General features: G+C 56.0%; 23 protein-coding genes. 6 read left to right on the top strand and 17 right to left on the bottom strand.

What is annotated here, in order from left to right:
• Position 1: 1 nt before the first annotated feature.
• From ACT3TR_RS04745 to ACT3TR_RS04760, 4 genes are all read left to right on the top strand, one after another.
• Positions 2–664, top strand: coding sequence for a TIGR04283 family arsenosugar biosynthesis glycosyltransferase (locus ACT3TR_RS04745; RefSeq protein WP_407647781.1), 663 nt, complete (start codon positions 2–4; stop codon positions 662–664).
• On the top strand, positions 654–1289 hold the full coding sequence (locus tag ACT3TR_RS04750; protein ID WP_096282150.1) for a TIGR04282 family arsenosugar biosynthesis glycosyltransferase: 636 nt from the start codon (positions 654–656) through the stop codon (positions 1287–1289). The genes ACT3TR_RS04745 and ACT3TR_RS04750 overlap by 11 nt, the downstream gene beginning before the upstream one ends.
• Before the next feature lie 119 nt (positions 1290–1408).
• Positions 1409–3553 (top strand): FAD-dependent oxidoreductase, encoded by a 2145-nt coding sequence (locus ACT3TR_RS04755; protein ID WP_096282151.1) that lies wholly within the window; start codon positions 1409–1411, stop codon positions 3551–3553.
• Complete coding sequence (locus ACT3TR_RS04760; RefSeq protein WP_096282152.1) at positions 3550–4680, top strand: FAD-dependent oxidoreductase; 1131 nt, start codon at positions 3550–3552, stop codon at positions 4678–4680. The genes ACT3TR_RS04755 and ACT3TR_RS04760 overlap by 4 nt, the downstream gene beginning before the upstream one ends.
• 13 nt (positions 4681–4693) lie before the next feature.
• On the opposite strand, the gene ACT3TR_RS04765 is transcribed toward ACT3TR_RS04760, so the two are convergent.
• Both ACT3TR_RS04765 and ACT3TR_RS04770 read right to left on the bottom strand, forming a co-directional pair.
• Positions 4694–5155, bottom strand: a complete 462-nt coding sequence (locus tag ACT3TR_RS04765) for an META domain-containing protein (protein WP_096282153.1) — start codon at positions 5153–5155, stop codon at positions 4694–4696.
• Positions 5156–5222: 67 nt separating this feature from the next.
• Entirely contained in the window at positions 5223–5663 is a 441-nt protein-coding gene (locus ACT3TR_RS04770) for a VOC family protein (protein WP_096282154.1), read from the bottom strand.
• 129 nt (positions 5664–5792) lie between these two features.
• On the opposite strand from ACT3TR_RS04770, the gene ACT3TR_RS04775 reads away from it, so the two are divergent.
• Positions 5793–6863, top strand: a complete 1071-nt coding sequence (locus ACT3TR_RS04775) for a metal-dependent hydrolase (RefSeq protein ID WP_096282155.1) — start codon at positions 5793–5795, stop codon at positions 6861–6863.
• A gap of 26 nt (positions 6864–6889) precedes the next feature.
• Here ACT3TR_RS04775 and ACT3TR_RS04780 read toward each other — a convergent pair whose 3' ends face one another.
• From ACT3TR_RS04780 to rho, 8 genes are all read right to left on the bottom strand, one after another.
• Positions 6890–7621: an MliC family protein gene (locus ACT3TR_RS04780; protein WP_096282156.1), complete on the bottom strand. Its 732-nt coding sequence runs from the start codon at positions 7619–7621 to the stop codon at positions 6890–6892.
• Positions 7622–7680: 59 nt separating this feature from the next.
• The gene (locus tag ACT3TR_RS04785) at positions 7681–8193 is read right to left on the bottom strand and encodes a DUF3087 family protein (protein WP_096282157.1); all 513 of its coding nucleotides are present in this window, start codon (positions 8191–8193) and stop codon (positions 7681–7683) included.
• A 68-nt stretch (positions 8194–8261) separates the two neighbouring features.
• Complete coding sequence (locus ACT3TR_RS04790) at positions 8262–9419, bottom strand: 3-deoxy-7-phosphoheptulonate synthase (protein ID WP_444624430.1); 1158 nt, start codon at positions 9417–9419, stop codon at positions 8262–8264.
• 2 nt (positions 9420–9421) lie between these two features.
• Complete coding sequence (locus tag ACT3TR_RS04795; protein ID WP_441683965.1) at positions 9422–9580, bottom strand: hypothetical protein; 159 nt, start codon at positions 9578–9580, stop codon at positions 9422–9424.
• 136 nt (positions 9581–9716) lie between these two features.
• Positions 9717–9884, bottom strand: coding sequence for a hypothetical protein (locus tag ACT3TR_RS04800; RefSeq protein ID WP_441683967.1), 168 nt, complete (start codon positions 9882–9884; stop codon positions 9717–9719).
• A gap of 212 nt (positions 9885–10096) precedes the next feature.
• Positions 10097–10837, bottom strand: coding sequence for an FAD-binding oxidoreductase (locus ACT3TR_RS04805; RefSeq protein ID WP_441683969.1), 741 nt, complete (start codon positions 10835–10837; stop codon positions 10097–10099).
• Between the two features lie 57 nt (positions 10838–10894).
• Positions 10895–12391 (bottom strand): 4-hydroxy-3-polyprenylbenzoate decarboxylase, encoded by a 1497-nt coding sequence (gene ubiD / locus ACT3TR_RS04810; RefSeq protein WP_441683971.1) that lies wholly within the window; start codon positions 12389–12391, stop codon positions 10895–10897.
• Between the two features lie 76 nt (positions 12392–12467).
• A complete protein-coding gene (rho, locus tag ACT3TR_RS04815) occupies positions 12468–13727 on the bottom strand; it encodes a transcription termination factor Rho (protein ID WP_444624429.1) in 1260 nt (419 codons plus the stop codon).
• A gap of 501 nt (positions 13728–14228) precedes the next feature.
• Between rho and ppx the strand changes: the two genes are divergently transcribed.
• Positions 14229–15779, top strand: a complete 1551-nt coding sequence (gene ppx, locus ACT3TR_RS04820) for an exopolyphosphatase (RefSeq protein WP_096282161.1) — start codon at positions 14229–14231, stop codon at positions 15777–15779.
• On the opposite strand, the gene tilS is transcribed toward ppx, so the two are convergent.
• The 7 genes from tilS to fabZ all read right to left on the bottom strand — a co-directional run bounded on the left by tilS (position 15754) and on the right by fabZ (position 24691).
• Entirely contained in the window at positions 15754–17040 is a 1287-nt protein-coding gene (gene tilS / locus ACT3TR_RS04825) for a tRNA lysidine(34) synthetase TilS (protein WP_096282162.1), read from the bottom strand. The genes ppx and tilS overlap by 26 nt on opposite strands.
• On the bottom strand, positions 17021–17977 hold the full coding sequence (gene accA, locus ACT3TR_RS04830) for an acetyl-CoA carboxylase carboxyl transferase subunit alpha (RefSeq protein WP_096282163.1): 957 nt from the start codon (positions 17975–17977) through the stop codon (positions 17021–17023). The genes tilS and accA overlap by 20 nt, the downstream gene beginning before the upstream one ends.
• A 114-nt stretch (positions 17978–18091) precedes the next feature.
• A complete protein-coding gene (gene dnaE / locus ACT3TR_RS04835) occupies positions 18092–21598 on the bottom strand; it encodes a DNA polymerase III subunit alpha (RefSeq protein ID WP_444624428.1) in 3507 nt (1168 codons plus the stop codon).
• Between the two features lie 79 nt (positions 21599–21677).
• Positions 21678–22304 (bottom strand): ribonuclease HII, encoded by a 627-nt coding sequence (rnhB, locus tag ACT3TR_RS04840; RefSeq protein WP_444624427.1) that lies wholly within the window; start codon positions 22302–22304, stop codon positions 21678–21680.
• Positions 22294–23466 carry a lipid-A-disaccharide synthase gene (gene lpxB / locus ACT3TR_RS04845; protein ID WP_096282166.1) on the bottom strand — a complete coding sequence of 391 codons (1173 nt, stop codon included), beginning with the start codon at positions 23464–23466 and terminating at the stop codon, positions 22294–22296. The genes rnhB and lpxB overlap by 11 nt, the downstream gene beginning before the upstream one ends.
• Positions 23467–23483: 17 nt before the next feature.
• The gene (lpxA, locus tag ACT3TR_RS04850; protein WP_096282167.1) at positions 23484–24251 is read right to left on the bottom strand and encodes an acyl-ACP--UDP-N-acetylglucosamine O-acyltransferase; all 768 of its coding nucleotides are present in this window, start codon (positions 24249–24251) and stop codon (positions 23484–23486) included.
• Positions 24248–24691 carry a 3-hydroxyacyl-ACP dehydratase FabZ gene (gene fabZ, locus ACT3TR_RS04855; protein ID WP_096282168.1) on the bottom strand — a complete coding sequence of 148 codons (444 nt, stop codon included), beginning with the start codon at positions 24689–24691 and terminating at the stop codon, positions 24248–24250. Before fabZ ends, lpxA begins: the two co-directional genes overlap by 4 nt.
• Positions 24692–24729 lie beyond the last annotated feature (38 nt).

A 24729-nucleotide genomic window follows, 5' to 3' on the forward strand; every position in this document is an offset into this window, starting at 1 on the left:
AATGCCGGTGCTGAACGAAGCCGCCAGCATTAAGAATGCGTTGGAACCACTGCGCACACCGAACGCTGCTCAGCAAATCGAGGTCATCGTAGTTGATGGCGGGAGCAGCGATGACAGCGTTCATATCGCCAGGCCGCTGGCAGACCATTTACTCAACAGCCCGGCCGGCCGGGCGACGCAAATGAACGTGGGCGCACAGCAGGCGAGTGCACCTACGCTATTGTTTCTGCATGCTGATACTCGCTTGCCCGAGGGCGCCATGGAGCAGATAGCCCAAGCGCTAACAACCCATGCCTGGGGCCGCTTTGATATTCAGCTTAACGGCCACAGTGGCTGGCTACCCGTGGTGAGTTGGATGATGAATAAGCGCTCGCGGCTCACCGGCATCGCGACCGGCGATCAAGGCATCTTTGTACGCACCAGCACGTTCCAAGCCATGGGCGGCTTTGCCGAGCAGCCGCTGATGGAAGATATTGAGCTGTGTAAGCGGCTCACTCGCGCATCGCCTCCCGCCTGCCTAACGGCAAAAGTGATAAGCTCAGGCAGACGCTGGGATCAGCACGGCGCGTTGAAAACCATCTGCCTGATGTGGCGGCTGCGCTATCGCTACTGGCGCGGCGTTAGCGCCACTCAGCTTGCCAAGGAATATCGCGATGCCCGCTAAGATGCCTATTCAGCGCAAACCGCTGCCTCATTTGCACCTGCTGGCCAAAGCGCCGCTTGCTGGGCAGGCAAAAACGCGCTTGGCACCATTGCTGGGAGAAAGCGGTGCGGCCAATGCACACGCTGAACTGGTGCGCCACTGTGTTGCCAACGCCTGCGGGGCACTGCCCGCTGAGCAGATTACGCTATGGACGGCGCTTGACCACACCCACCCGCTATTTATTGAGTTGCACAATCAATACGGCTTGGCGTTACGCCCTCAGCCGGACGGCGATCTAGGCACTCGGGTTCGCCAGGCTCTCAACAGTACGCCGGGGCCCGCCATGCTGATGGGCAGTGATTGCCCCAGTATTACCAGTGCGCTGATTACCACCTGTGCACAGCAGCTCGCCCGCTACGATGTGGTCATTTTACCCGCGGAAGACGGCGGCTACGGTTTTGTCGGCACCCAGCAAGATTACCCTGCACTCTTTACCGACATCCCCTGGGGAACCCACACCGTGCTGAAAACCACCCAGCAGCGTATTCAGGCGATGGGGCTGCAGGCCGCTTATCCGGCAACCATCTGGGATGTAGACCGTCCAGAAGATTGGCAGCGCTGGAAAGCGTTAGCGCTTTCCGTGTAAGGAAACAGATTCTGTTCTAACTGAGTGAATCTCCCTCTTTATATAAAAGCAGTTAAACGCAATATAAAAGCAGTTAAACACAGCATGCTTACTCCCGCCCCCTGCCCCTGGAGCTTATCGTGACCCGACAACGTTTGATTCTTGCCGTGCTACTGGTCATTGCCATTGGCGTGTTTTTTCTGAGCGGTGCCCACCAGTGGTTCACGCTAGAAACCCTTAAGGCGTACCAAAGCGACTTTCAAGCGGCGTTTAATCAAAATCCATGGCAGGTGGCGGGACTCTTTTTTGCCGTCTACGTGGTGATGACCGCCCTTTCGCTACCGGGTGCCACGCTGCTCACACTGCTTGGCGGTGCGCTGTTTGGTTTGGGCTGGGGGCTGCTCATTATCTCGTTTGCCAGCACGCTGGGTGCGACGTTAGCTTTCGTACTCTCACGGTTTTTATTTCGCCAACCGATTGAAAAACGCTTTCCGCGCCAGTTTGAAGCGGTAAACCGCGGCGTTGAGCGCGACGGCGCTTTTTATCTTTTTATGCTACGCCTTGTGCCGGTGTTTCCATTTTTCATGATCAACCTGGTCATGGGGCTAACGCGGATTAAAACCGTGACGTTTTACTGGGTGAGCCAGCTTGCGATGCTGCCGGGCACGGCGGTTTTCGTCAATGCCGGTGGCCAGCTGGGTGAGCTTGAGAGCCTGGGCGGCATCGTTTCCCCGACGCTGTTAGCCTCGTTTGCGCTGCTGGCGATTTTCCCCTGGATTGCCCGGCGCATCGTGCTATTAGTGCAGCAACGCAAGGCCTACCAGGGCTTCACCCGCCCCCAGCGCTTTGATTATGACATTGTGGTGATTGGCGCAGGCTCAGCGGGGCTGGTCACCAGCTACATCGCTAGCGCCGTGAACGCCAAAGTGGCTCTAGTGGAAAAAAATAAGATGGGTGGCGATTGTCTGAATACCGGCTGCGTACCGTCTAAAGCGCTGATACGCGCCGCCCGCGCAGCCCATGAGATTCGCACCGCGTCACGCTTTGGCGTCAGCGCCAGCGAACCAGAGATCGATTTTTCCAAGGTGATGGGGCACGTTCATCAGGCAATTCGTGATATCGAACCCCACGACAGCGTAGAGCGCTACAGCAGCTTAGGCGTGGAAGTGCATGAAAATCACGCCACGCTCATCTCGCCGTGGGAAGTCCAGGTCGGCGATAAAACGCTGACTGCCCGCCATATCGTGTTGGCCACCGGGGCACGGCCACGTATTCCAGCCCTGCCGGGCATTGAGGGCGCCCCCGTTTTAACCTCAGAAAACCTTTGGTCGCTCACGGAGCTACCCAAGCGCCTAGTTGTACTGGGGGGTGGTGCCATTGGCTGCGAGCTGAGCCAGAGTTTTGCTCGCCTGGGCAGCCACGTCACGCTGGTAGAAGAAGCTGCCCAGCTGCTGGGGCGTGAAGACCATGACGTTGGTGAACTGATTGAAAACACCTTGGCTGGAGAAGGCGTCACGGTGATGTCCCATACCAAGGCATTCGAAGTGATAAGTGATGCCGCTGGCTACCAGTTGGCCGTTGAGCATCAAGGCGAACGCACGCTGCTCGCCTTTGACTATCTATTAGTGAGTGCCGGACGCCAAGCCAACCTTGAGGGCTTGGGGCTAGAAGCGCTGGGTATCACTACCACTCAAGCGGGCACGCTGGAGCTTAACGAGCGGCTGCAAACGCGGCTTCCTAATATCTGGGCCTGCGGTGATTTAGCCGGGCCTTATCAGCTCACCCACGCTGCGTCACATCAAGCATGGCACGCAGCGGTCAACGCACTGTTTGGTGAATTCAAGAGCTTTGCGGTGGACTACCGTGTTATGCCCGCCGTCACCTACGTTCAGCCTGAGGTGGCCAGAGTAGGGCTGAATGAGAAAGAAGCTGAAGCAAAGGGTATTGCATTTGAAGTGACTCGCTATGCGATGAGCGAGAGCGACCGCGCCATTGCCGAAGGTGCCACTCAAGGCTTTATCAAGGTACTCACCGCACCCGGTAAAGATAAAATTCTCGGCGCGACGATTGTGGCTGAAAATGCTGGCGAGTGGCTGGGTGAGTTTACCCTCGCCATGAAGCATGGCCTGGGGCTTAACAAGCTGTTGGGCACTATTCATCCCTACCCCACGTTAGGTGAGGCGGCCAAGGCAACGGCAGGCGTATGGAAAAATGCGCATAAGCCCGAGCGGGTGCTGGCGCTATTGAAACGCTACTTCAACTGGCGGCGCGGTGACGCAAAATGAAGCAGCTGCTGCTGATCGGTGCAGGCCATGCCCATGCCTTTGTGCTGGAAGCGTTTGCAAAGCGGCCAGATCCAAACATTGCCATTACCGTTGTCAGCGACAGTGCTTTAGCAGCTTACTCGGGTAGCGTGCCGACATGGCTAGCAGGTGAATGTACGCTGCGTGAGACTCAGATCGACGTGGCGGCACTGTGCCAGCGCGCCAATGCACGGCTGCTGCTTTCTTCCGTTCGCCACATCGACACGCTATCGCGTTACGTAACGCTGGCAAATAGCGACCGGATTGATTTTGACATTGCCTCGTTCAACATCGGCTCCACCCTCGTTCCACCTCAGCAGCATGGCGAACGGCTGCCCAAGCTGATGGCGATGCGCCCGTTAAGCTCGCTACATGAGCGCTGGCAAGCCTTACAGGCGCATGTTCAGCACCTGCCCAGCGGCGGCGTTCAACGCGTTGTCGGCATTGGCGGCGGTGCGGCAGGCTGCGAAACGCTGATGAGCGTGATGGCGCAGCTACGCCACCAGCGTGCAGATATTGACTGGCAGGGGCATCTGCTCAGCGCATCTGATCGACTGTTGCCCGGCGCGGGACGCCTGCCTCGCGGCCTAACTCAGCGTGCGCTATCACGCGCGGGCATTAGTGTGCACACGCAAATACGCGGAGCCGCGCTGGTTGACGGCGGCGTTTTAACGCACTGCAACATGCTGATTCGCGCAGATATCGTGCTATGGGCAACCGGCGCCGTTGGCCATCGCTGGCTAGCAGAGTCGGCATTACCGCTGGATAAATATAACTTTATTCGGGTAAACAACACGCTAGAAGCCAGCGATCAGCCGGGGATTTTTGCCGCCGGTGACTGTGCCGCGCTAACGCCAGCACTGCCTAACGCCGGCGTTTACGCGGTGCGCATGGGGCCTCATCTAGCAGAGAACCTTCGCCGCGCTTGCCACGACGAGCCGCTGACGGACTGGCAGGCGCCGAAGCGCGTCCTGGCACTGATTGGCACCGGCGATGGCCGGGCCATTGCCAGCTATGGTCACGCTGGCATCTCAGGCCGATGGGTTTGGAAATGGAAAAAGCGGATCGATGCGCGCTTTATCGCACGCTTCAATCCGCCTAATAAGTAGTGCTCAGAACAGCCTACTTGCCTTCGCGCCAGCCGCCGAGCACTCGGCTGTCCGGACCAAAAAAGACCAGCCGATCATGATCAATTAAATAACGGTAGGCCGTTTCCATCATATCCGTTACCCGCTTTGCATCGGCCATTTGGGGGCACGCCATGCGGGTTGTCGCTAATTCGCTAAACGCTATGCGCTGGCTATCGCCAAGCGTCACTTCACCGGTAAAGCGGTTGCAGCCATCATAACCGCTGACCTTGCCGTCCTTTGCAATCTGGAAATAGGGCGTTTCCGACATGGACAGCCGCTCGTCAGTGCCAACCAGCAATAGATTCCAGCGCTGCTCAACGATAGGGCCTGAGAGCGAAGAGCCGCTCATTTGGCCTCCCCCTGCAGAGCTCGGCCCTGGGGTGCTGCTACAGGCACTTAACAACAGTGCGGCCGAAGCAAGCAGCGGCAATAAACGCCAACCTTTCATGGTCATGATGATCCTTTCCCTCTTTAGCGATTAAGCTTAACGACGATCAGCAGATAGATGACCCGCGAATGGATTACCAGCTACCGCTATTTTCCATAGAAGCCCAGGGTTCTTGCGGTGCTAACGCATCGCCTTTCTGCAGCAGCTCTACCGAAATACCATCCGGCGATTTAACAAACGCCATATAGCCGTCGCGCGGCGGACGGTTGATAGTGACGCCGTTATCCTGCAGGTATTGGCAAAGCGCGTAAATGTCATCGACACGATAGGCTAAATGGCCGAAATTGCGCCCACCTGAATACTCTTCTGGGTCCCAGTTGTAGGTCAGCTCTAGCTCAGGCGCGGTCAGCCGCTCTGAACGCTGCTCGTCCGCTGGCGCCGCTAGGAAAATCAGCGTGAAACGGCCTTGCTCATTTTCTTTGCGACGCACTTCCTTGAGGCCCAACAAGTCGCAGTAAAAATGTAGTGATGCGTCTAAATCGCTAACCCGCGCCATGGTATGAAGATATTGCATAACGACTCCTGTGAATAATTCATCTTAGCCATGCTTTACAAAAGCGTGACAACAAGACCAAAACATTGCAACGCTGTACAATGACACCATAACGTTTATCTTAACTGGGTTTACCCGACGGAGAAACCTGTGGATTCAGTCACTCAAGCCGCGCTGGGTGCTGCCATTGGCGGTGCTGTGCTAGGACGCCGCCTTGGCGGCAAAGCATTACTCATTGGCGCAGTGCTCGGCACCTTACCGGACCTGGACGTGGTGTTGGATTATGGCGATGCTGTGGCCAATGTCACCGAGCATCGCGGCTTTAGCCATTCGCTGTTTGTGCTTACCGGATTAGCCACGCTAATGGCACTGCTGTGCACACGCTTTGCCCCTGCCCGCGATATCTCCTTTCAACGCTGGTGGTGGCTTTTTACTCTGGGGCTGACCACTCACCCATTGTTAGATTCGCTGACCACTTACGGCACCCAGCTATTATGGCCTCTCGACCTCCCCCCAGCCGCGCTGCCCATTGTTTTTATTATCGATCCGTTCTACACGCTGCCCCTGCTGATTGCCCTCGGCATCGGCTTGGCTTCAAGGCGGATAGCTAAAGCCTGCACCTGGGGATTAGCCATCTCCAGCGTTTACCTCATCATGGCGATAGGCGCCAAAACCGCGGTGGAGCATCGTTTAGCGCCGGTGCTAGCGGCACAAGGCCTGGAAGATGCGCCCTTACTTATCCAACCAGCGCCGTTCAGTATCGCGCTATGGCGCGTAACGCTGGTGGACGGCGATCGCTACTATGAAAGTTTGGTCAGTCTGTTTGATGGCCAGCATTCACCACATCTTGAGCCGCTACGTCGAAACGCTGAGTTAGAACAGGCCGCTCTCGCTAGCCAGCAGGGCCAGCGTTTAGAATGGTTTGCCGGCCCATTCTTACGCTACGAGACACGCTTGCTGGACGGTAAAGAGACGCTGATTGCCACCGATGTCAGGCTCGGCTTTCCAGGCTTTCACCCGTTTAGCTTTACACTCGCAACCTTAGAGGATGGCGGCTGGACACCCATGGCGGTAACCGAGCAGCTAGAAAATACGCGTGAACTGCCTATGCAAACGCTGTTACGCCTCGCCGCTCGCGCCACCGGCAACCCTTCCGCTCTATGCGCTAACGAATTTGTGGCGGATGCATGGCGAGCGGAGCCCACGGCTTATCGCTGTTAAGTTAATGCCTGAGCATTGGGCAGGGCTTATGGAGCGATACCCTGGCCGCAGCCACTGTACTGCTCGCCACCATAGGTCAGCGTGACTCGGGCGGGGAAAGGCTTGCCGCTCATGTCATCGAAGCAGGCCCCCGCCTCAATGCGAACGCGAAAGAAGGGCTCGACATCGCCATTTTCAATCACCACTCGGCCGGCCTCGTTATCCATCACGCTGACCATGTAGGGCAGTTGGATTTTATCCTCACCATAATTGAGCTCGATCATTAGCGTCGGCGTGTCGTGGGCTAACGCAATCGACCATCCTGGCTCATTGCCCTGGCCAAAGAACATGACGCCGGGCTGCTCTGCACGAGTTAAGGCATCACGCTGCTCAGCAATCGAGCACTGCAGCTGGCCCCGCGGCGTTTCCACGCGTGCCTGGTCACCGCGATTCCAGAAGCTAATTTCACCATCCTGATAGCGAGCGCCGCTGGCCACAATCGCCTGGGGCAATCGCCAAGCACCATGCAGTGACCAAAGGCGCAGGTCGCTGTCATTGGTCGCGGTGACGAGGTGCTGCTGAGCGGGCATGCAGTGCCACGCTTCAAACTGCTGCGCAGAGCCGGGAAAAAGCGCCGAGGGTAGAAACGGTGCCCGGTTTTCCAGCGTTGCCTGGTTAGCAACGGCCGTTTCGGCTGAAGGCGTTGCTGCACAGCCCGTTAAGGCGACCATCAGCCCTGTCACGACCGACGCCCATACGCGTGTTGTTAGCATGTTCATTGTACTGGATTCACTGTGATGGGTTCCCTGTATGACGGATTCTATGGCTTGCGTTGTGCCTACCCGCGTTTGAACGCTTGCAGGTCTTGAGTATCGACACTTTCTACTCGTGGTGATAACCCCTGCTCTTCGCGCTTTATTTTAAGCTGGCTTTTTTCGGCGAGACGCTCTGGATCACTATTGGCGGTACGCCCATTAAGCTCGGCTAACTGCGCCATGCCCTGATGATAAAAAGTCAGTAGGTCCAGCGCAGTGCGATTGTTCTCTTCGAGTTCACGCCGCAGCGGAGCAAGATAGCCGCTGACTTGTGACAGGTGATGCTTAAGCTGCCAAACATAGCGCACCTCTGCCATCCACGGGCGCTCACGCAGCACGGCAAATAGTGCGCTGGTTGCTAGTAATCCAAGCACAACGCCTAAGACGTTGAGCCACAGGCTGCTGCCAAAGGTAGAGGTCAGCAGCATTGAAAATAATAGACCAAAAATAATCAGCTGCCCCGCCATGGCAAAGCTAATCATACGAGCTTTGCGACGGTAGGCCTCAGGGTCGTGATGTTCTAGGTTAAATACCATAGCCAGCCTCGTTATCTTTGGAAACGCTCTTATGATACGGGGCTGGCCAGGGCAAACAAGCACTTGCGCTAAGCTAAACGCTCCGCGGCCGTTTTGAGCAGATGTTCGGTGGTTTCCCAGCCCATGCAAGCATCTGTGACCGACACGCCGTAGCGCATTGCGCCGGGCTTTAATGGCTGTTTGCCTTCAAACAGATGGCTTTCTAGCATTAGTGCGACTAGGTTGGCCTCGCCTGACTGGCGCTGAGCCAGCACATCCAGCATAACCTCACTCTGGCGACGATGGTCTTTACGCGCATTGGCGTGGCTGCAATCCACCATCAGCCGTGGATTTTGCCCAGCGTTACGCAACGCGGCAATAGCCGCACGCACGTGATGCGCCTGGTAATTGGGTTCACCGTGGCCACCACGTAATACGACGTGAGTATGCGGATTGCCTGCCGCCTGCTGGACAATAGGGTGACCCTGAGAATCAACCGCGAAGCGCTGATGTGGATGCGCCGCTGCCTCCATGGCATCAATCGCCACCTGTACATCGCCGCTGGTGGCATTTTTAAACCCCACCGCGGCGGCTAAATCACTGGCTAGCTCGCGGTGCAGCTGCGACTCTGTTGTGCGTGCGCCAATCGCCACCCAGCTCAGCAAATCGTCCAGATAAGGTGCCAGCATTGGCTGCAAAAGCTCGGTAGCCACCGGCAAGCCGCGTGCTGCAACCGCATGCATCAGCTCACGGGAAAGTGCTAAGCCACGCCCCATATCGCCACTGCCATCCAAATCAGGATCGTAGGCTAGCCCCTTCCAACCCACCGTAGTGCGTGGCTTTTCGATATAAACGCGCATCACCGGCAAAATATGCTCGCCCACTTGCTCGCTGAGTGCGGCCAAACGATCGGCGTACTCTAGCGTCGCTTTGGGGTCATGCACCGAGCAGGGGCCTACGACGACCAGCAGGCGATCATCCTGACCGCTTAAAATTTGCTGCACGGCGTGACGCTGGCGCGAAATCTGCTCACGTAGCGAGTCATTAAGCGGAACACGCTGACGAAGCGCATCGGGAGTAGGCAGCCTTTCGGACGGCGCGGTGAAGGCCGTATCGCCGTTAGGGCTATGTTCTGAAGGACTATGTTTTGAAGGACTATGTTTTGAAGGACTATGTTCTGAAGGGCTATGGTTTGAATGACTTGATCTTGCAGGGCTATTGACAGCAGAACTGATGGGCGCATTCATGATTAACTCTCCGTAATCGTACATCGATTGACTAAGTGACCACCCAGGCGAACACGATCGGAGGTGGCAGCTAGCACCGATCGCGCGCCACTAAATCGCCAGCCATAGCAATAGCCCACAAAGCCAATAGCAAAAGCGTTAGTCAGTACGCGATAAATCATGGTGCCGCTCCTTAATGAAATAATGATGACGATCACTATAGATACGTCCAAAAACGCCAAAAGCCCCGGCGGGGTTACCGACCGGGGCTTCTGTGCTTGCGGCAGGCAACCGAGTGGTGTGCCTGGTAGCGCGACGTTAGACGTCGGCCAAGGGCACACCGTGGCTAAACCAATACCAATAAGATGCAATGCTGTTAGCCAGCTCAGCGCTACGCGCTGGCTGAAGGCTTTCCACGCTCACACGCAAGCCATCAGCCATTATCGGCTGGGGCTTAACTGTGAATGGCGTGGCGAGTCGTCGCATGCTGATTTTCCGTTGGTAATGGTGAGCCCTGACCGATCGCCCTAAGGGCTGCCGCAGTGGCGTAATGCCTTTATCCTGCCTGCAAGCGTTTCAAATGGCAATACTCATATGTTAAAAGCTTGCAGCTAAGCGGTGCCCTTCAAGTCAAACAGGGCTAAAAAAGGGCTTAGAAAAGAGCTTTAGCGGGCCTAAGAAAAATCATGTTTGGGATATTAGCTAGCCCGTGGCGCATAGGCGAACACGTCTGAAAACACGCGCTCTAATGGCATGCCTTTACTTTCAAGCACGTCCAGGCAGGCATACACCATGCCTGGCGAGCCTGATAAATAAACATCATGCGCATGCGGGGCAATATCCGCGGCCTTCAGGGCATCATCAATACGCCCCTGCTGATGGCTAATCCGCGCTCCTGCCGCTAGCGGCTCCTCTAACGGAAGCTCGGTGACAGCATGGAATGAAACGTTGGGATACGTTTGCGCCCAGTGGCTGGCCAGCTGTTCTAGATAAAGATCACGGTGTTCGCGTGCGGCCCACCATAGCGATACTTGCCGATCGGGCTGTTCGTGCAGCACCGCCTCAACCATGGCTTTCATCTGTGAAAAGCCGGTACCCGCGGCGATGAGCATAAGCGGCCGCTGGCTTTGACGATCCAGCACGCATTCACCGCCCGGCAATCGCAGCGTTAGTTGGTTCGCGACCTTCAACAGCTCTCGTAGGCGCACGGAATTGTTTCGCTCCGGCCAATGCTGAATATGTAGTTCAACAATGCCATCCCCGCGATCGAAGCTGGCAATCGAAAACGGCACCCAGGTGGTATCGTCTAACTTAAGCTCTAAATACTGGCCCGGTGCATGCTGCATAGCTTCGGCGCGCCCTTCGAGCGTCACGCCAAACACATCGGGATTCAAGTTCTCAACTTCGGTAACTTGGCAAGTCAACGTCCTTGCACTCATGAAAGCCTCTTTTTGCAAATTCGGTCAACTATTTCGGTCAACTATAACGCGGCACGTTTAACCGCCGTGGCGAGAGGGCGGCAAATCAAGGCCAATCCCAAGTGCTTCCCAGCGATCATCCACCCGCGCTTTAACGGCTTCGTCCATCACAATGGGGGTGCCCCACTCCCGGTCTGTTTCACCCGGCCATTTATTGGTGGCATCTAGCCCCATTTTCGACCCAAGGCCTGAGACCGGCGAGGCGAAATCGAGATAATCAATCGGCGTATTCTCTACCAAGACGGTATCGCGTGCGGGATCCATTCGCGTGGTGATGGCCCAAATAACGTCTTCCCAGTTGCGCGCATCAACGTCGTCATCCAGCACAATCACAAACTTGGTGTACATGAACTGCCGCAGAAAGCTCCAGACCCCCATCATTACGCGCTTGGCATGGCCAGGATACTGCTTCTTCATAGTGACCACCGCCATGCGGTACGAACAGCCTTCTGGCGGCAGATAAAAGTCGACAATTTCTGGAAATTGTTTACATAGAATCGGCACAAATACTTCGTTCAACGCTAACCCAAGGATCGCCGGTTCGTCAGGCGGACGCCCGGTGTAGGTTGAATGATAAATCGCGTCACGGCGCATGGTCATACGGGTGACGGTAAAGACAGGAAAGTGATCGACCTCATTGTAGTAACCGGTATGGTCACCAAAGGGACCTTCCGCTGCCATGTCGTCGGGATAGATGAAGCCTTCGAGGATGATTTCGCTCGATGCCGGCACATCAAGATCCGCATGGCCGCACTTGACTAGCTCAGTACGCGAACCACGTAGCAGCCCTGCAAAGGCATACTCCGAAAGAGAATCTGGCACGGGCGTAACGGCGGCAAGAATCGTTGCCGGATCAGCGCCCAAAGCCACCGCCACCGGAAACGGCTCACCGGGATGTTCTTTTTGAAACTCTAAGAAATCCAAAGCGCCGCCGCGATGGGATAGCCAGCGCATAATCAGGCGGTTTTTACCGATTTTCTGCTGACGATAAATACCAAGATTTTGGCGCTTTTTATGCGGCCCTTTGGTAATCACCAACGGCCAGGTGACCAACGGCCCTGCGTCGCCAGGCCAGCAGTGCTGGATTGGTAGCAGACCCAGGTCGACGTCGTCATCCTCATAAACCACTTCTTGCACCGGCGCCCGCTTGACGTTTTTGGGCCCCATGCTGAGCACTTGCTTGAAAATCGGCAGCTTGTCCCAGGCATCTTTTAAGCCTTTAGGCGGGTCGGGCTCTTTGAGAAACGCCAGCAGCTTGCCGACTTCTCGCAACGCTTCTACCGAGTCCTGCCCCATTCCCAACGCTACCCGCTTGGGCGTGCCAAAGAGGTTGCCCAGCAGCGGCATGTCGTGGCCCTTGACGTTTTCAAACAACAGCGCCGGGCCACCGGCACGCAGCGTGCGGTCGCAAATTTCAGTGATTTCCAGATAAGGATCGACTTCGACGTGGATACGTTTGAGTTCACCACGGGCTTCTAACGCCGCGATGAACTCACGCAAGTCTTTGTACTTCAAGGCACGCTCCCTGGCTGGCTACTGCGCGGCGGCGTTTGTCCTACTCAACGCTAGCAGCGCTGATATGAACAACACGCTAGCGGCGCTTCATCGCTTCAAAGAATTCGAGATTGGTCTTGGTGTCTTTCAGACGATCAATCAGGAACTCGGTCGCGGCGGTATCTTCCATCGGATTGAGAAGCTTACGCAGAATCCACATGCGCTGCATTTCATCCTCAGAGGCCAGCAAGTCTTCACGACGAGTGCCACTGCGACGGATATTGATCGCCGGGAATACGCGACGCTCGGCCAGCTTGCGGTCCAGGTGGGCTTCCATATTGCCGGTACCCTTGAACTCTTCAAAGATGACTTCGTCCATCTTAGAGCCGGTATCGACCAGCGCAGTGGCGATAATCGTCAGGCTGCCGCCCTCTTCGATATTACGCGCAGCACCGAAGAAGCGCTTTGGCTTCTCAAGCGCGTGGGCATCCACACCACCGGTCAGTACTTTGCCGGAGCTAGGCACTACGGTGTTGTAAGCGCGCGCTAAGCGAGTAATCGAGTCAAGCAGGATGACCACATCTTTCTTGTGCTCAACCAAACGCTTGGCTTTCTCGATGACCATTTCCGCCACCTGTACGTGACGCGCTGGCGGCTCATCGAAGGTCGATGCAACCACTTCGCCACGCACGGTGCGCGACATTTCGGTCACTTCCTCAGGGCGCTCATCGATCAACAGTACGATCAGATGACACTCTGGATTATTACGCGTGATAGAGGTCGCGATGTTTTGCAACATCAGCGTTTTACCCGCTTTAGGCGGCGATACCAGCAAGCCACGTTGGCCTTTACCAATCGGCGCGGTGAGATCAATGATCCGCGCGGTAAGGTCTTCCGTGGAGCCGTTACCGATCTCCATACGCATGCGAGCGTCTGGGAACAGGGGTGTTAAGTTCTCAAACAGTATCTTGTGCTTGGCGTTTTCCGGACGGTCAAAGTTGATTTGACTGACCTTCAGCAGGGCGAAATAGCGCTCACCCTCCTTCGGCGGACGGATTTTGCCTGAAATGGAATCGCCCTTGCGCAGATTGAAACGACGGATCTGTGAAGGCGAAATGTAAATATCATCTGGACCGGCCAGATAGGAGCTGTCAGCGCTACGCAGGAAGCCAAAACCATCCTGAAGAATTTCCAGCACACCATCGCCATAAATATCCTCGCCACTTTTGGCGTGTTTTTTCAGGATGGCGAAAATGATGTCCTGCTTGCGCGAACGGGCCAAGTTATCAATACCCATTTCACGGGCGATATCGAGGAGCTCGGGAACGGTTTTTTGCTTGAGTTCAGTAAGATTCATCGGTGTGTTAGAAAATTGCTCATGGAAGCTGGGCGCTAGGCGCCGGGAATAAGACAGGAGGCGTTTCAGTTACGCCGTGTGATGCGTTCAGACCCCGGAAAAGACACGCGCTCGAAAATGAAAGGAACTTGATTGGGCTCAGTTAATGACACTATTGGTTAGTGTGATTAAGGCTCAACTCGAGGGTGCTAACGGTTGTTTAATCTGGTTCGCACAGGAGAGTGGCGAAACCAGTGGGCTATCTGACGACTTGGAAATCTGGCTGACGCTAACGAGATAAACCATGAGTAGCGTCTGGGGCGACCAAGATGCCGTACTTGAACGACGAATGTAAAACGATTTATTACCATAACGCCGCGCTTGTGGACACACTAACAAACTAGGTCATATCAAGCCAGTAGCTCGATGGTAGTCAAGCATCGCGACAAACGCAAGTCTTTGGTAATTGACAATGGATAAAGCTCACCGCAACCTTGGCACAGATCATAAGAAGGATAGCGTATGCCCCAGGACCTTTCGACACCCACTACCGCCACTGCGGAGACAGAAAGCGTTGCGCCGCAGCGTTTTGCCGCGATTGACCTGGGCTCCAATAGCTTCCATCTTTTGGTGGCCAACTATCAGCATGAGCGCCTACAGGTCGTCGCCCGACTGGGCGAAAAAGTCCAGCTGGCAGCGGGTTTAGATGATGATGGGCTGCTCAATGAAGCAGCCATACAGCGTGCGCTGGACTGCCTGGGCCGCTTCGCGCCGTTTCTAAGCGACATTCCCTATGGCAACTTACGCATCGTCGGCACTAACGCGCTGCGCGACGCGCGTAACAGCCAAGCCTTCATTGAGCGCGCGGAAGCTCAGCTGGGTCACGCTATCGAGATTATTGCCGGTCGCGAAGAAGCCCGCCTCATTTACCTGGGTGCTGCTCACGCGCTGGCTGAAAACGGCCGCCGCTTAATTGTCGATATCGGCGGCGGCTCCACCGAGTTCATCATTGGCGAAGCCTTTGAACCCAAAGCATTGGAAAGCCTACGCATGGGCTGCGTGACCTTTTCTCGACGCTTTTTCCCCGATGGCGAGTTAAACGAAAAACGCATGCGCCGTGCTGAAATTGCCGCCCTTTCAGAGCTCGCCAATATCCAGCGCCCTTATCAGCGTTTAGGCTGGGACGACCCGGTCGGCTCAAGCGGCACGATCAAAGCTGCCGCTAGCGTGCTGCATGCTTACGGCGATACGCCTCATGAAGGAGTTATTACGCGAAGTGGGTTAAAAAAACTGCGCGAGCGCCTGCTGAAATGCAAGCAGCTGGATAAAGTCGAACTCGATGGTCTAAAGGCTGATCGCGCTAAAGTCTTTCCTGCAGGGGTTGCCATTCTAGGCGCAATTTTTGAAGCCTTCGATCTCACGCAAATGCGTTTTGCGGACGGCGCCCTGCGCGAAGGCGTGCTCTACGATATGGCGGGACGCAATAGTGCTGAAGACTCACGCTCGAAAAGCCTGGAATCGCTGAAGCGAATCTACGATGTAGATACTCGCCAGGGAGCCAATGTCGCCGACACCGCCGAGCGCTTATTTAATCAGGTACGTCATGCCTGGTCGTTGGGCCCTGCCCAGGCACGCCACTTACAGTGGGCAAGCCATGTGCATGAAATTGGCCTTGCGATTTCCCATAGCCAATTTCACCGCCATGGGGCCTACCTGTTAGAACACTCGGACCTGGCCGGCTTTTCACGCCCGGAACAGCGCCAGCTTGCCTTTCTAGTGCGCGCCCATCGACGCAAATTTCCGCTCAAAGAGTGGCAGGCGCTGCCAGAAACACAGCAGGCAAGCGCTCAAAAGCTTGCCCGACTGCTGCGCTTGGCGGTTTTATTTAATCATTCTCGACCTGAAGCGATGCCAGCGCTGCCGCTAATAAACGTCGATAGCGACAGTTTGACGATTACACTGCCGGAAAGCGATGAACCCACCCTGCTGAGCACCGACCTCGAACAGGAGCAGGCGTTTATGCAAGCCGCGGGGTTTAACTTTGCGGTTAAGCAGGTAAAGGCTGAGGAGTAAATTCGACGCCTTCAGCCTGCCAGAGCAGTCTCTCAGGAGGAGAAATCACACCAATACAGGCCCCTGCCTGCATCACCACCACTAGCCGTTCGCGCTCCCAGGGCGGCACGGATGCCTCTTGCAGCAACCGCTTTAAATCGCGCCGACCACGCCCGGGCAACTGAATCACTTCGCCCCCCTTGCGCCAGGCTACCCGCAGCCGTTGTGAGCAAGCCACCTGCCAACCTAACCGCCCCAATGGCGTTTCCAGCGGCGTTTGACCGTCCCAGAAAACGTCCCATGGCGGTAGCGATTCAAACTTTGTCATCACGTAGAGCCGCTGACGCCATAGCCGCGCCTGAACACCCGGCCACTCAACGCAGACTTCTGCACTCGCCTTAGCTGTAAGCTGCTCCAACAGGCTTTCTAAGCGTTTTTGCGGCGGCGGCGGCAAGCCTTGCTGTTGGCACAGCGCCCGCACCAGCAGCCGCTGACGCGGGCGTGAGCATCGATTAAGCGCATCGACATCCACCTGACCATCATTGGACATAAGGCCCGCTAGCTCTGCTGCCACATATTCGCCCAGCACGGCATCCGCCTCATACGCATGCGCCGCGCTATTCGCTAACGCGCGCGCGGCTCCTGGCCAGCGCTCCTGGATCTCCGGCAGCACGCGATGGCGCAGGCGATTACGATCAAAGCTGATATCGCTATTGGTAGGATCTTCACACCACGTTAGCGCTAACGAACGCGCTGCGGCGTCCAACTCGGCTCGACGTGCGCTCAGCCAGGGGCGCACAAGCGTAATGCCCTGAGATTCACGCCGATAAGGCATGCCCACCAGGCCACGCAACCCGCTGCCACGTAGTGCAGCGAGCAGAAACGTTTCTGCCTGATCATCCTGGTGCTGGGCAAGCCATAGCGCATCACCAGAGGCTAGCGTGGCGTAAAAAGCTTCGTAGCGAGCGTTACGCGCCGCGGCTTCGATACCCTGCCCCTGCACAGCCACCGTGACATTGACCACTGTCAGCGGCACATTCAAGCGTTCACACAGCGCCCGCGAATGCGCCTCAAAGGTCTCGGCAGCCGCCTGAAGGCCGTGATTGATATGAACAGCGCGAACGCAGCGATTAGCCTGCTTGCCTACCATGGCGGCGAGTGTTACCAGTAGGCACGAATCTAAACCGCCGGATAGCGCCACCCAAACAGAGCGCCCCGGCGGGGTTTCCGCCAGGGCGTCGTTAAGCAGGCTTTGCAGTGTGCTAAGCGGCTGGGGCGCCATAGCTCATTAAGCGCTTGTAGCGGCGTTCCAGTAGCGCCTCGGTGTCCATCGACTGCAAACGCTCTAAGCTGGCAGACAGCGCCTCTTTAACGCGCTCAGCGGTGGTTAGAGGATGCCGATGCGAGCCGCCTAACGGTTCTTTAATCAATGAATCGACAAACCCAAGCTCTTTTAGACGCTCGGCGGTAATGCCCATGGCCTGAGCAGCGTCAGAGGCTTTGGTCGCGCTCTTCCATAGAATCGAGGCGCAGCCTTCCGGCGAGATCACCGAGTAAGTCGAGTACTGCAGCATTTGTAGCTCGTCGCAAACGCCAATAGCCAGCGCGCCACCGGAGCCACCCTCACCCACCACGGTAGAAATAATCGGTGTTTTCAACCGAGACATAACGGCCAAATTGTAGGCAATTGCTTCTGACTGACCGCGCTCTTCGGCATCAATGCCTGGGTATGCGCCGGGCGTATCGATAAAGGTCAGAATCGGCATTTTGAAACGTTCGGCCATCTCCATCAGGCGGCACGCTTTGCGATAACCTTCCGGACGCGGCATACCGAAATTGCGGCGCACCTTCTCTTTCACGTCACGGCCTTTTTGATGGCCAATCACCATTACCGGCGCATCGTTCAACCGCGCAACTCCACCAACAAGAGCGGCATCGTCGGCGAAGTTACGATCGCCATGCAGCTCATCAAAGTCAGTAAAAACATGCTCAAGATAGTCGAGCGTATAGGGACGCTGCGGGTGACGCGATAGCTGAGAAACCTGCCAGGGAGTTAAATCCTTGAAGATCGACTCCGTCAGTTTGCGACTTTTTTCTTCCAGCCGAGAGATCTCATCCGAGAGATTTACCTGACTGTCGGAGCTGACTAAACGCAGCTCTTCAATTTTTGCCTGAAGTTCGGCAATGGGCTGTTCAAAATCGAGATAATTAGGATTCATCGGCGCTACCTGTAAGAAGCCTGATCGAAATAAGCATTGATAAAGAATGAGAGAATAAGAGCATTATCGCACCCTGATTCTGCCACGCAAGGTGAAGGCTCCGTGGTCGCCTGGCTAGCGGTAGCGAAGTTGAACACCCGCCTGGCCCTGCACATCTCGCAGCGCTAGCAATAAATCGTCGCTCGGCGCGACCTTCCACTCATCGCCAAGCTCAAGCCAAGCCACCGCTGCCGGATGGCGGTACTGCAGGCGTACTGGCAGCCCTGCTTCATCGCGGTAGGGCGTAAGGCTATCACGCAGGCTCTCAATTAAACGGCCGTTGATTTGCTCAGCGTCTAGGGCAAGCTCAACCGCCTGACCATAGCGAATTCGCGCTGTCACCATAGGCGTGACATCTTTACCACGCAGGCGCAAACCGCCAGAAAATTCGTCGCTAGAGACTTCGCCTTCAACAATTAACACCTGATCGGACTCAATCTGGCCGCGCAGCTGCTCAAACAGCTCGCCAAACAGCGAGGCTTCAATGCGTCCGGTGCGGTCATCCAAGGTGATAAACGCCATGGTATCACCACGTTTGGACTTCATCGTGCGCACGCCAACCACCAGCCCTGCCACACGCTGAGGATCGCGAGAGGGTTTTAAATCACTGATGCGAGTGGAAACAAAGCGCTTTAACTCACGCTCGTACTCGTCAATCGGGTGACCGGTTAGGTAAAGCCCCAGGGTATCTTTCTCCCCCGAAAGCCTTTCGCGATCAGTCCACTCACGCGCGCTGAGATACTCGGTGTAAACGTTGCTCTCGCTGTCGTCGGCTTCGGCGAAGGCATCGCCAAACATATCCAGCATGCCCAGATTCTGATTGGTATGATTCTGCGCAGCGGCTTTTAGCGCGTCTTCCATCGCCGCGAACAGCACCGCACGATTAGGACCTATCGTATCGAGTGCACCGGAGCGAATCAGCGCCTCCAGGGTGCGCTTATTCATCCGTTTAGGATCCATACGCCGGCAAAAGTCGAAGATATCCTTAAACGGGCCGTCCGCCTTACGGGCATCAACAATGGCACCAATCGGCCCTTCGCCCACACCTCGGATCGCGCCCAGGCCATAAACAACGCGAGCGTCCGTATCCACCGTGAATTTGTAGCCCCCCACGTTAACGTCTGGGGGCGTCACCGTAAGCTTAAGATTGCGACACTCTTCAATCAGCGGCACCACTTTATCCAGGTTGTCCATTTCGGTGGACATGACGGCCGCCATAAAGGGGCCCGGATAGTGGGCTTTCAGCCAAGCGGTTTGGTAAGACACCAGCGCGTAAGCAGCCGAGTGCGACTTGTTAAAGCCGTAGCCGGCGAATTTTTCTACTAAGTCAAAGATGTTACCGGCCAGATTCTTATCGATACCGTTGGCGGCACAGCCATCCATAAAGCCGTCGCGCTGCTTAGCCATTTCTTCGGGTTTTTTCTTACCCATGGCGCGACGCAGCATATCGGCCTGGCCAAGGCTGTAGCCTGCCATGACCTGAGCGATCTGCATGACCTGCTCTTGGTAAAGAATGATGCCGTAGGTAGGCGCCAACACCGGCTTAAGCAGTTCATGCTGGTAATCCGGGTGTGGATAAGAAACTTCGGCCCGGCCGTGCTTACGGTTGATAAAGTCGTCGACCATGCCCGACTGGAGAGGCCCGGGACGGAACAGGGCCACTAGGGCAATCATGTCGTCTAGTGAGTCGGGCAGCAGGCGCTTAATCAGCTCCTTCATGCCACGCGATTCAAGCTGGAACACCGCGGTGGTTTCGGCGCGCTTTAGCATTTCAAAGGTCGGTGCGTCGTCCAGCGGAATGCTGTCGATATTCAGCGCCCCCTGGCCGTTAACGCTACGCACTTTATCGACCATCTCCAGCGCCCAGTCGATAATCGTCAGCGTACGCAGACCCAAGAAATCGAATTTGACCAGGCCCGCTTCTTCAATATCGTTTTTATCGAACTGGACGACGAGGCCTGAGCCATCTTCATCACACAGCAGCGGTGAGAAATCGGTGAGTTTGGTCGGCGCGATTACCACGCCGCCCGCGTGTTTGCCGGTACCGCGCGTGGTGCCCTCTAACTTAAGCGCCATCTCCCAGATCTCTTCGGCCTCTTCGTCGTTGCCGATAAACTCTTTAAGCGCTGGCTCTTGCTCAATCGCTTTGGACAGCGTCATACCAACTTCAAAAGGGATCAGCTTAGAGAGCTTGTCGCCCAGCGAATAAGGCCGGCCCTGAGCGCGAGCAACATCGCGCACCACGGCCTTCGCCGCCATGGTGCCAAAAGTAACAATCTGCGAGACCGCGTTACGCCCGTAGCGCTCGGCCACGTACTCAATGACTTTGTCGCGTTTTTCCATGCAGAAATCGACGTCAAAGTCGGGCATGGAAACACGCTCAGGATTCAAAAAGCGCTCGAATAGCAGGTCGTAACCAATCGGATCTAAATCAGTAATTTTTTGCGCGTAGGCTACCAACGAACCTGCACCCGAACCACGCCCAGGCCCTACCGGCACACTGTTATCCTTCGCCCACTGGATAAAATCCATAACGATCAGGAAGTAGCCGGGAAAGCCCATCTGAATAATAACGTTCAGCTCAAATTCAAGCCGATCGCGATAGCGCTGGTCGATCGCTTTGTATTCGTCACTCTCGCGAGGATAGCGCTCAGCGGGAAATAAGAAATCCAAACGATCCTTCAGGCCGTCGTGGGAAACCTTACGAAAAAACTCGTCCTGCGTCATGCCCTCGGGAATTTCGAACTCAGGCAGGAAAATCTCGCCAAGGCGCACATTGACGCTGCAGCGCTGGGCAATCATCACGCTGTTTTCTAGCGCTTCGGGGATATCGGAGAACAGCGCCGCCATCTCCTCGGGGCTTTTCAGATACTGCTCTTCGGTATAACGACGCTCGCGGCGCGGGTCGTCCAACGCTTTGCCTTCGCCAATCGCCACCCGGGTCTCATGGGCCCAGTAATCCTCGCGAGCCAAAAAGCGCACGTCATTGGTAGCGACTACCGGCGTACCAGTCTCGATGGCTAACTTGACGCTTGCGTGAACACAGGCCTCTTCTAAGGGGCGCCCGGTGCGCACTAGCTCCAGATAAAAACGCTCCGGAAAAGCTGCCTGCCATTCTTTCAGCAGCGCCCGCGCATCCTGCTCGTGATCAGATAGCAGATGGCGACCAATTTCGCCCTCGCGAGCGCCGGAGAGCGCAATCAACCCCTCGCTCTGCTCCATCACCCACTGTCTGTCGAGAATGGCGCGCCCCTGGCGCTGGCCGTGAGTCCAGCCCTTAGAGATCAGTTCGGTGAGATTACGATAGCCAACGTCATTCATCGCCAGCAGCGTTATACGGTAAGGGTGCGATTCGTCGTGCGGGTTCTGAAGCCATAAATCGCTGCCAATCAAGGGTTTTAACCCAGCGCCTTGGGCCGCTTTATAGAATTTTACCAAACCAAATAAATTGGTTTCGTCGGTCAAGGCCAGCGCCGGCATCGCCCGTTCAGCGGTGGTACTGACCAGCGATTTAAGCTTAACCAGGCCGTCGACCAGGGAGTACTCACTGTGCAAACGCAGATGGACAAACGGTACCGTCATGAGACTCTCGCTAACGTCATAACACCCTCAACAAATTCATAACATTCTCGGCAAATAAAAACATTGGCTTAAAGCAGCGCTAGGGTATGTTGGTCGTTGATAGCTGACGCTGAACGGGCGCAAAGCTGCGTCGATGTTCGGGTAAAGGCCCATGCGCAGACAGTGCCGCTAGGTGCTCTTTTGTGGGGTAGCCTTTGTGACGGGCAAAACCATACTCAGGATAGCGCATATCCAGCGTCACCATTTGGGCATCGCGCCACACTTTAGCCAAAATTGATGCTGCGGCGATAGCCGCATGGCGGGCATCGCCTTTTACCACGGCTTGCCCGGGCAACCGGTGACCGGGAAGCTTGTTACCATCGATGAGCAGATACTCGGCCGAAGGCGCCAGCGCATCAATGGCTCGGCGCATAGCTAAATGAGTGGCGTGATAAATATTTAGCGCGTCCACTTCGGCGGCACTGGCCTCTGCTATCGCAAACGCTATTGCCCGCGCGCGGATCTGTTTGTCCAGCGCTTCACGGCGACGCGCGCTTAATTTTTTCGAGTCAGTCAGACCTTCAATCGGATGGGCAGAATCCAGAATGACCGCAGCGGCCACTACGCTGCCGATCAGTGGTCCGCGTCCCACTTCATCGACCCCGGCAAGCCGCTGGCCGCTATAGGCAATCTCTAAAGGCGGATAGTCGGCGTAGTTAATCGTCATAAGCCTCTTCCCATGGCTGCCCTGCTGCCAATGCGCCGAGCGCTTGCGCCGCACGCTGGCTAGCGTTGCGCTGCAGCGTGGCGTGTATCTCGGCAAAGCGCGCTTCAAGCGCGTAACGGCTCGGCTCATCGGTCAACATAGCGCTGAGCTGGTCAGCAATCGCCTCAGGCGAGGCAGCCTCCTGAATCAACTCAGGCACCAGTGTTTCTTGCGCGATCAGGTTCGGCAGCGACACCCACTGAGTTTTCACCAGCCGCTTCGCCAGCCAGTGAGTGGCTGGCGCCATTTTGTAAGCGACCAGCATCGCCCGGTGGCAGAGCATCGCTTCAAGCGCCGCCGTACCGGAGGCGAGCAAAACAATATCGCTTGCCACCATGGCTTCGCGGGCTTGCCCATCTAGCAAACTAGTACGCTCTGCAAGCCGCGGGTAGTCGGCAAGTAGTGCGCTTATTTCACGACGTCGATCAGGCGTTGCGGCGGGAATAACAACGTGCAGCGCGGGATGACGCTGACAAAGCTGCTCGGCAGCGGCCAAAAAAGTAGCGCCTAAAAAACGCACTTCGTTAGCGCGCGAGCCCGGCAGCAGAGCCATCACCGGCGCATCAGCAGGCACGTGGAGTTCACGGCGCGTGGCATCACGATCATTTTCAAGCGGTAGCTCGTCGGCCAGCGGGTGGCCAACAAACACGACGGGGACTCGATGGGCGCGATAAAAAGCAGCTTCAAAGGGCAGCAGAGTCAACATGCCATCGACTGATTTGGCGATGCCTTTCACTCGGCCCTGACGCCACGCCCAAACGGAGGGGCTGACGTAATGAGCGGTCGTGATACCTGCCTCGCGGAGCTGTCTTTCTAGCCCCAAATTGAAATCAGGTGCGTCTATGCCCAGCATAATATCCGGCTGCCAGGCCAGCGCTTCTGTTTTTAAAGTACGCCGCACACGAATCAGCTCAGGCAGATGCTTGAGCACTTCAACTAGCCCCATGACTGACAGGGTTTCTAATGGAAAACGACTTTCCATGCCCTCAGCCTGCATGCGAGGCCCGCCCATACCTCGAAACTCAACGCCCGGATGACGCGCTTTCAACTCGCGCATCAACCCTGCGCCCAGAATATCGCCGGAGAGCTCCCCAGCCACGAGATAAACGCGTTGCAGGGTCATAAAATAATTCGCATGGGCTAGCGGGTAATGCCGCGTGTCGAGCGCTCAATAGAGGCGGCGAAATGCTCGACCTCAGGCAAATCAAAGCGGCTGCGCATCTCGGCAAGCGCCTGCTCTGTCGTCAAGCCCTGGCGATACACCATTTTGTAGGCTGCAGTAAGTGCGTTAATCGCTTCGCGACTAAAGCCTCGACGCTTCAAACCTACTAAATTAAGGCCGCGTGCTTCAGCAGGATTACCATTAATCATGATATACGCAGGCGTGTCTTTGGTAATAATCGAGCCACCGCCCGCCATCGCATAATCGCCAAAGTGGCAGAACTGATGTACTGCCGACAAGCCACCTAGGATGACGTAGTCGCCGACGGTGACATGGCCAGCCAAGGTGACCTGATTAGCCAAGATGCAGTCGTTACCAATAACGCAATCATGCCCAACGTGCACATAGGCCATAAATAAATTGCGCGAACCAATCGTGGTTTCACTGCGATCCTGAACCGTACCGCGATGCAGCGTGGCGCCTTCGCGAATTACGTTATCGTCGCCCATCACCAGGCGCGTTGGCTCGCCTGCGTATTTTTTATCCTGGCAGTCTTCGCCTACAGAGGCGAACTGAAAGATACGCGTACGCTCGCCCAGAGTAGTGGGGCCTTTAACCACCACATGAGGGCCAATGACAGAGCCTGCGCCGATAGTGACGTCTGGCCCAATAACACTAAAAGGACCCACCTCAACGTCATCGGCGAGACGCGCCGCTGGGTCGACCAAGGCAGTAGGATGTATCAAGCAACCTTCCTCTCGGCACAAATAATTTCCGCTTCGCAGGCTAGCTCGCCATCAACAGAAGCGCGACAGGCGAATTTCCAGATACCGCGTTTACCTTTGATAACGTTCGCTTCTAACGTGAGCTTGTCACCGGGCATAACCGGGCGCTTGAAGCGCACTTTATCGCTACCTACTAGATAATAGACGTAACCATCGGCCGGTAATTTATTAACCGTTTTAAAGCCAAGAATGCCACATACCTGTGCCAGCGCTTCGATAACAAGCACGCCGGGCATGATCGGATGGTGCGGAAAATGTCCGTTGAAAAACGGCTCATTGATGCTAACGTTCTTGTACGCAACGATGGACTCACCGATGGTCAATTCCGTTACTCGATCCACCAGCAAAAACGGATAGCGGTGGGGCAAGTATTCGCGAATTTCATTGATATCCATAACCATCGTAGCGACCTCTAAAATGACAAAAAAACCTGAAACAC

It is taken from the genome of Halomonas sp. AOP12-B1-6 (genome assembly GCF_052379225.1).
Taxonomy (GTDB): domain Bacteria; phylum Pseudomonadota; class Gammaproteobacteria; order Pseudomonadales; family Halomonadaceae; genus Vreelandella; species Vreelandella casei.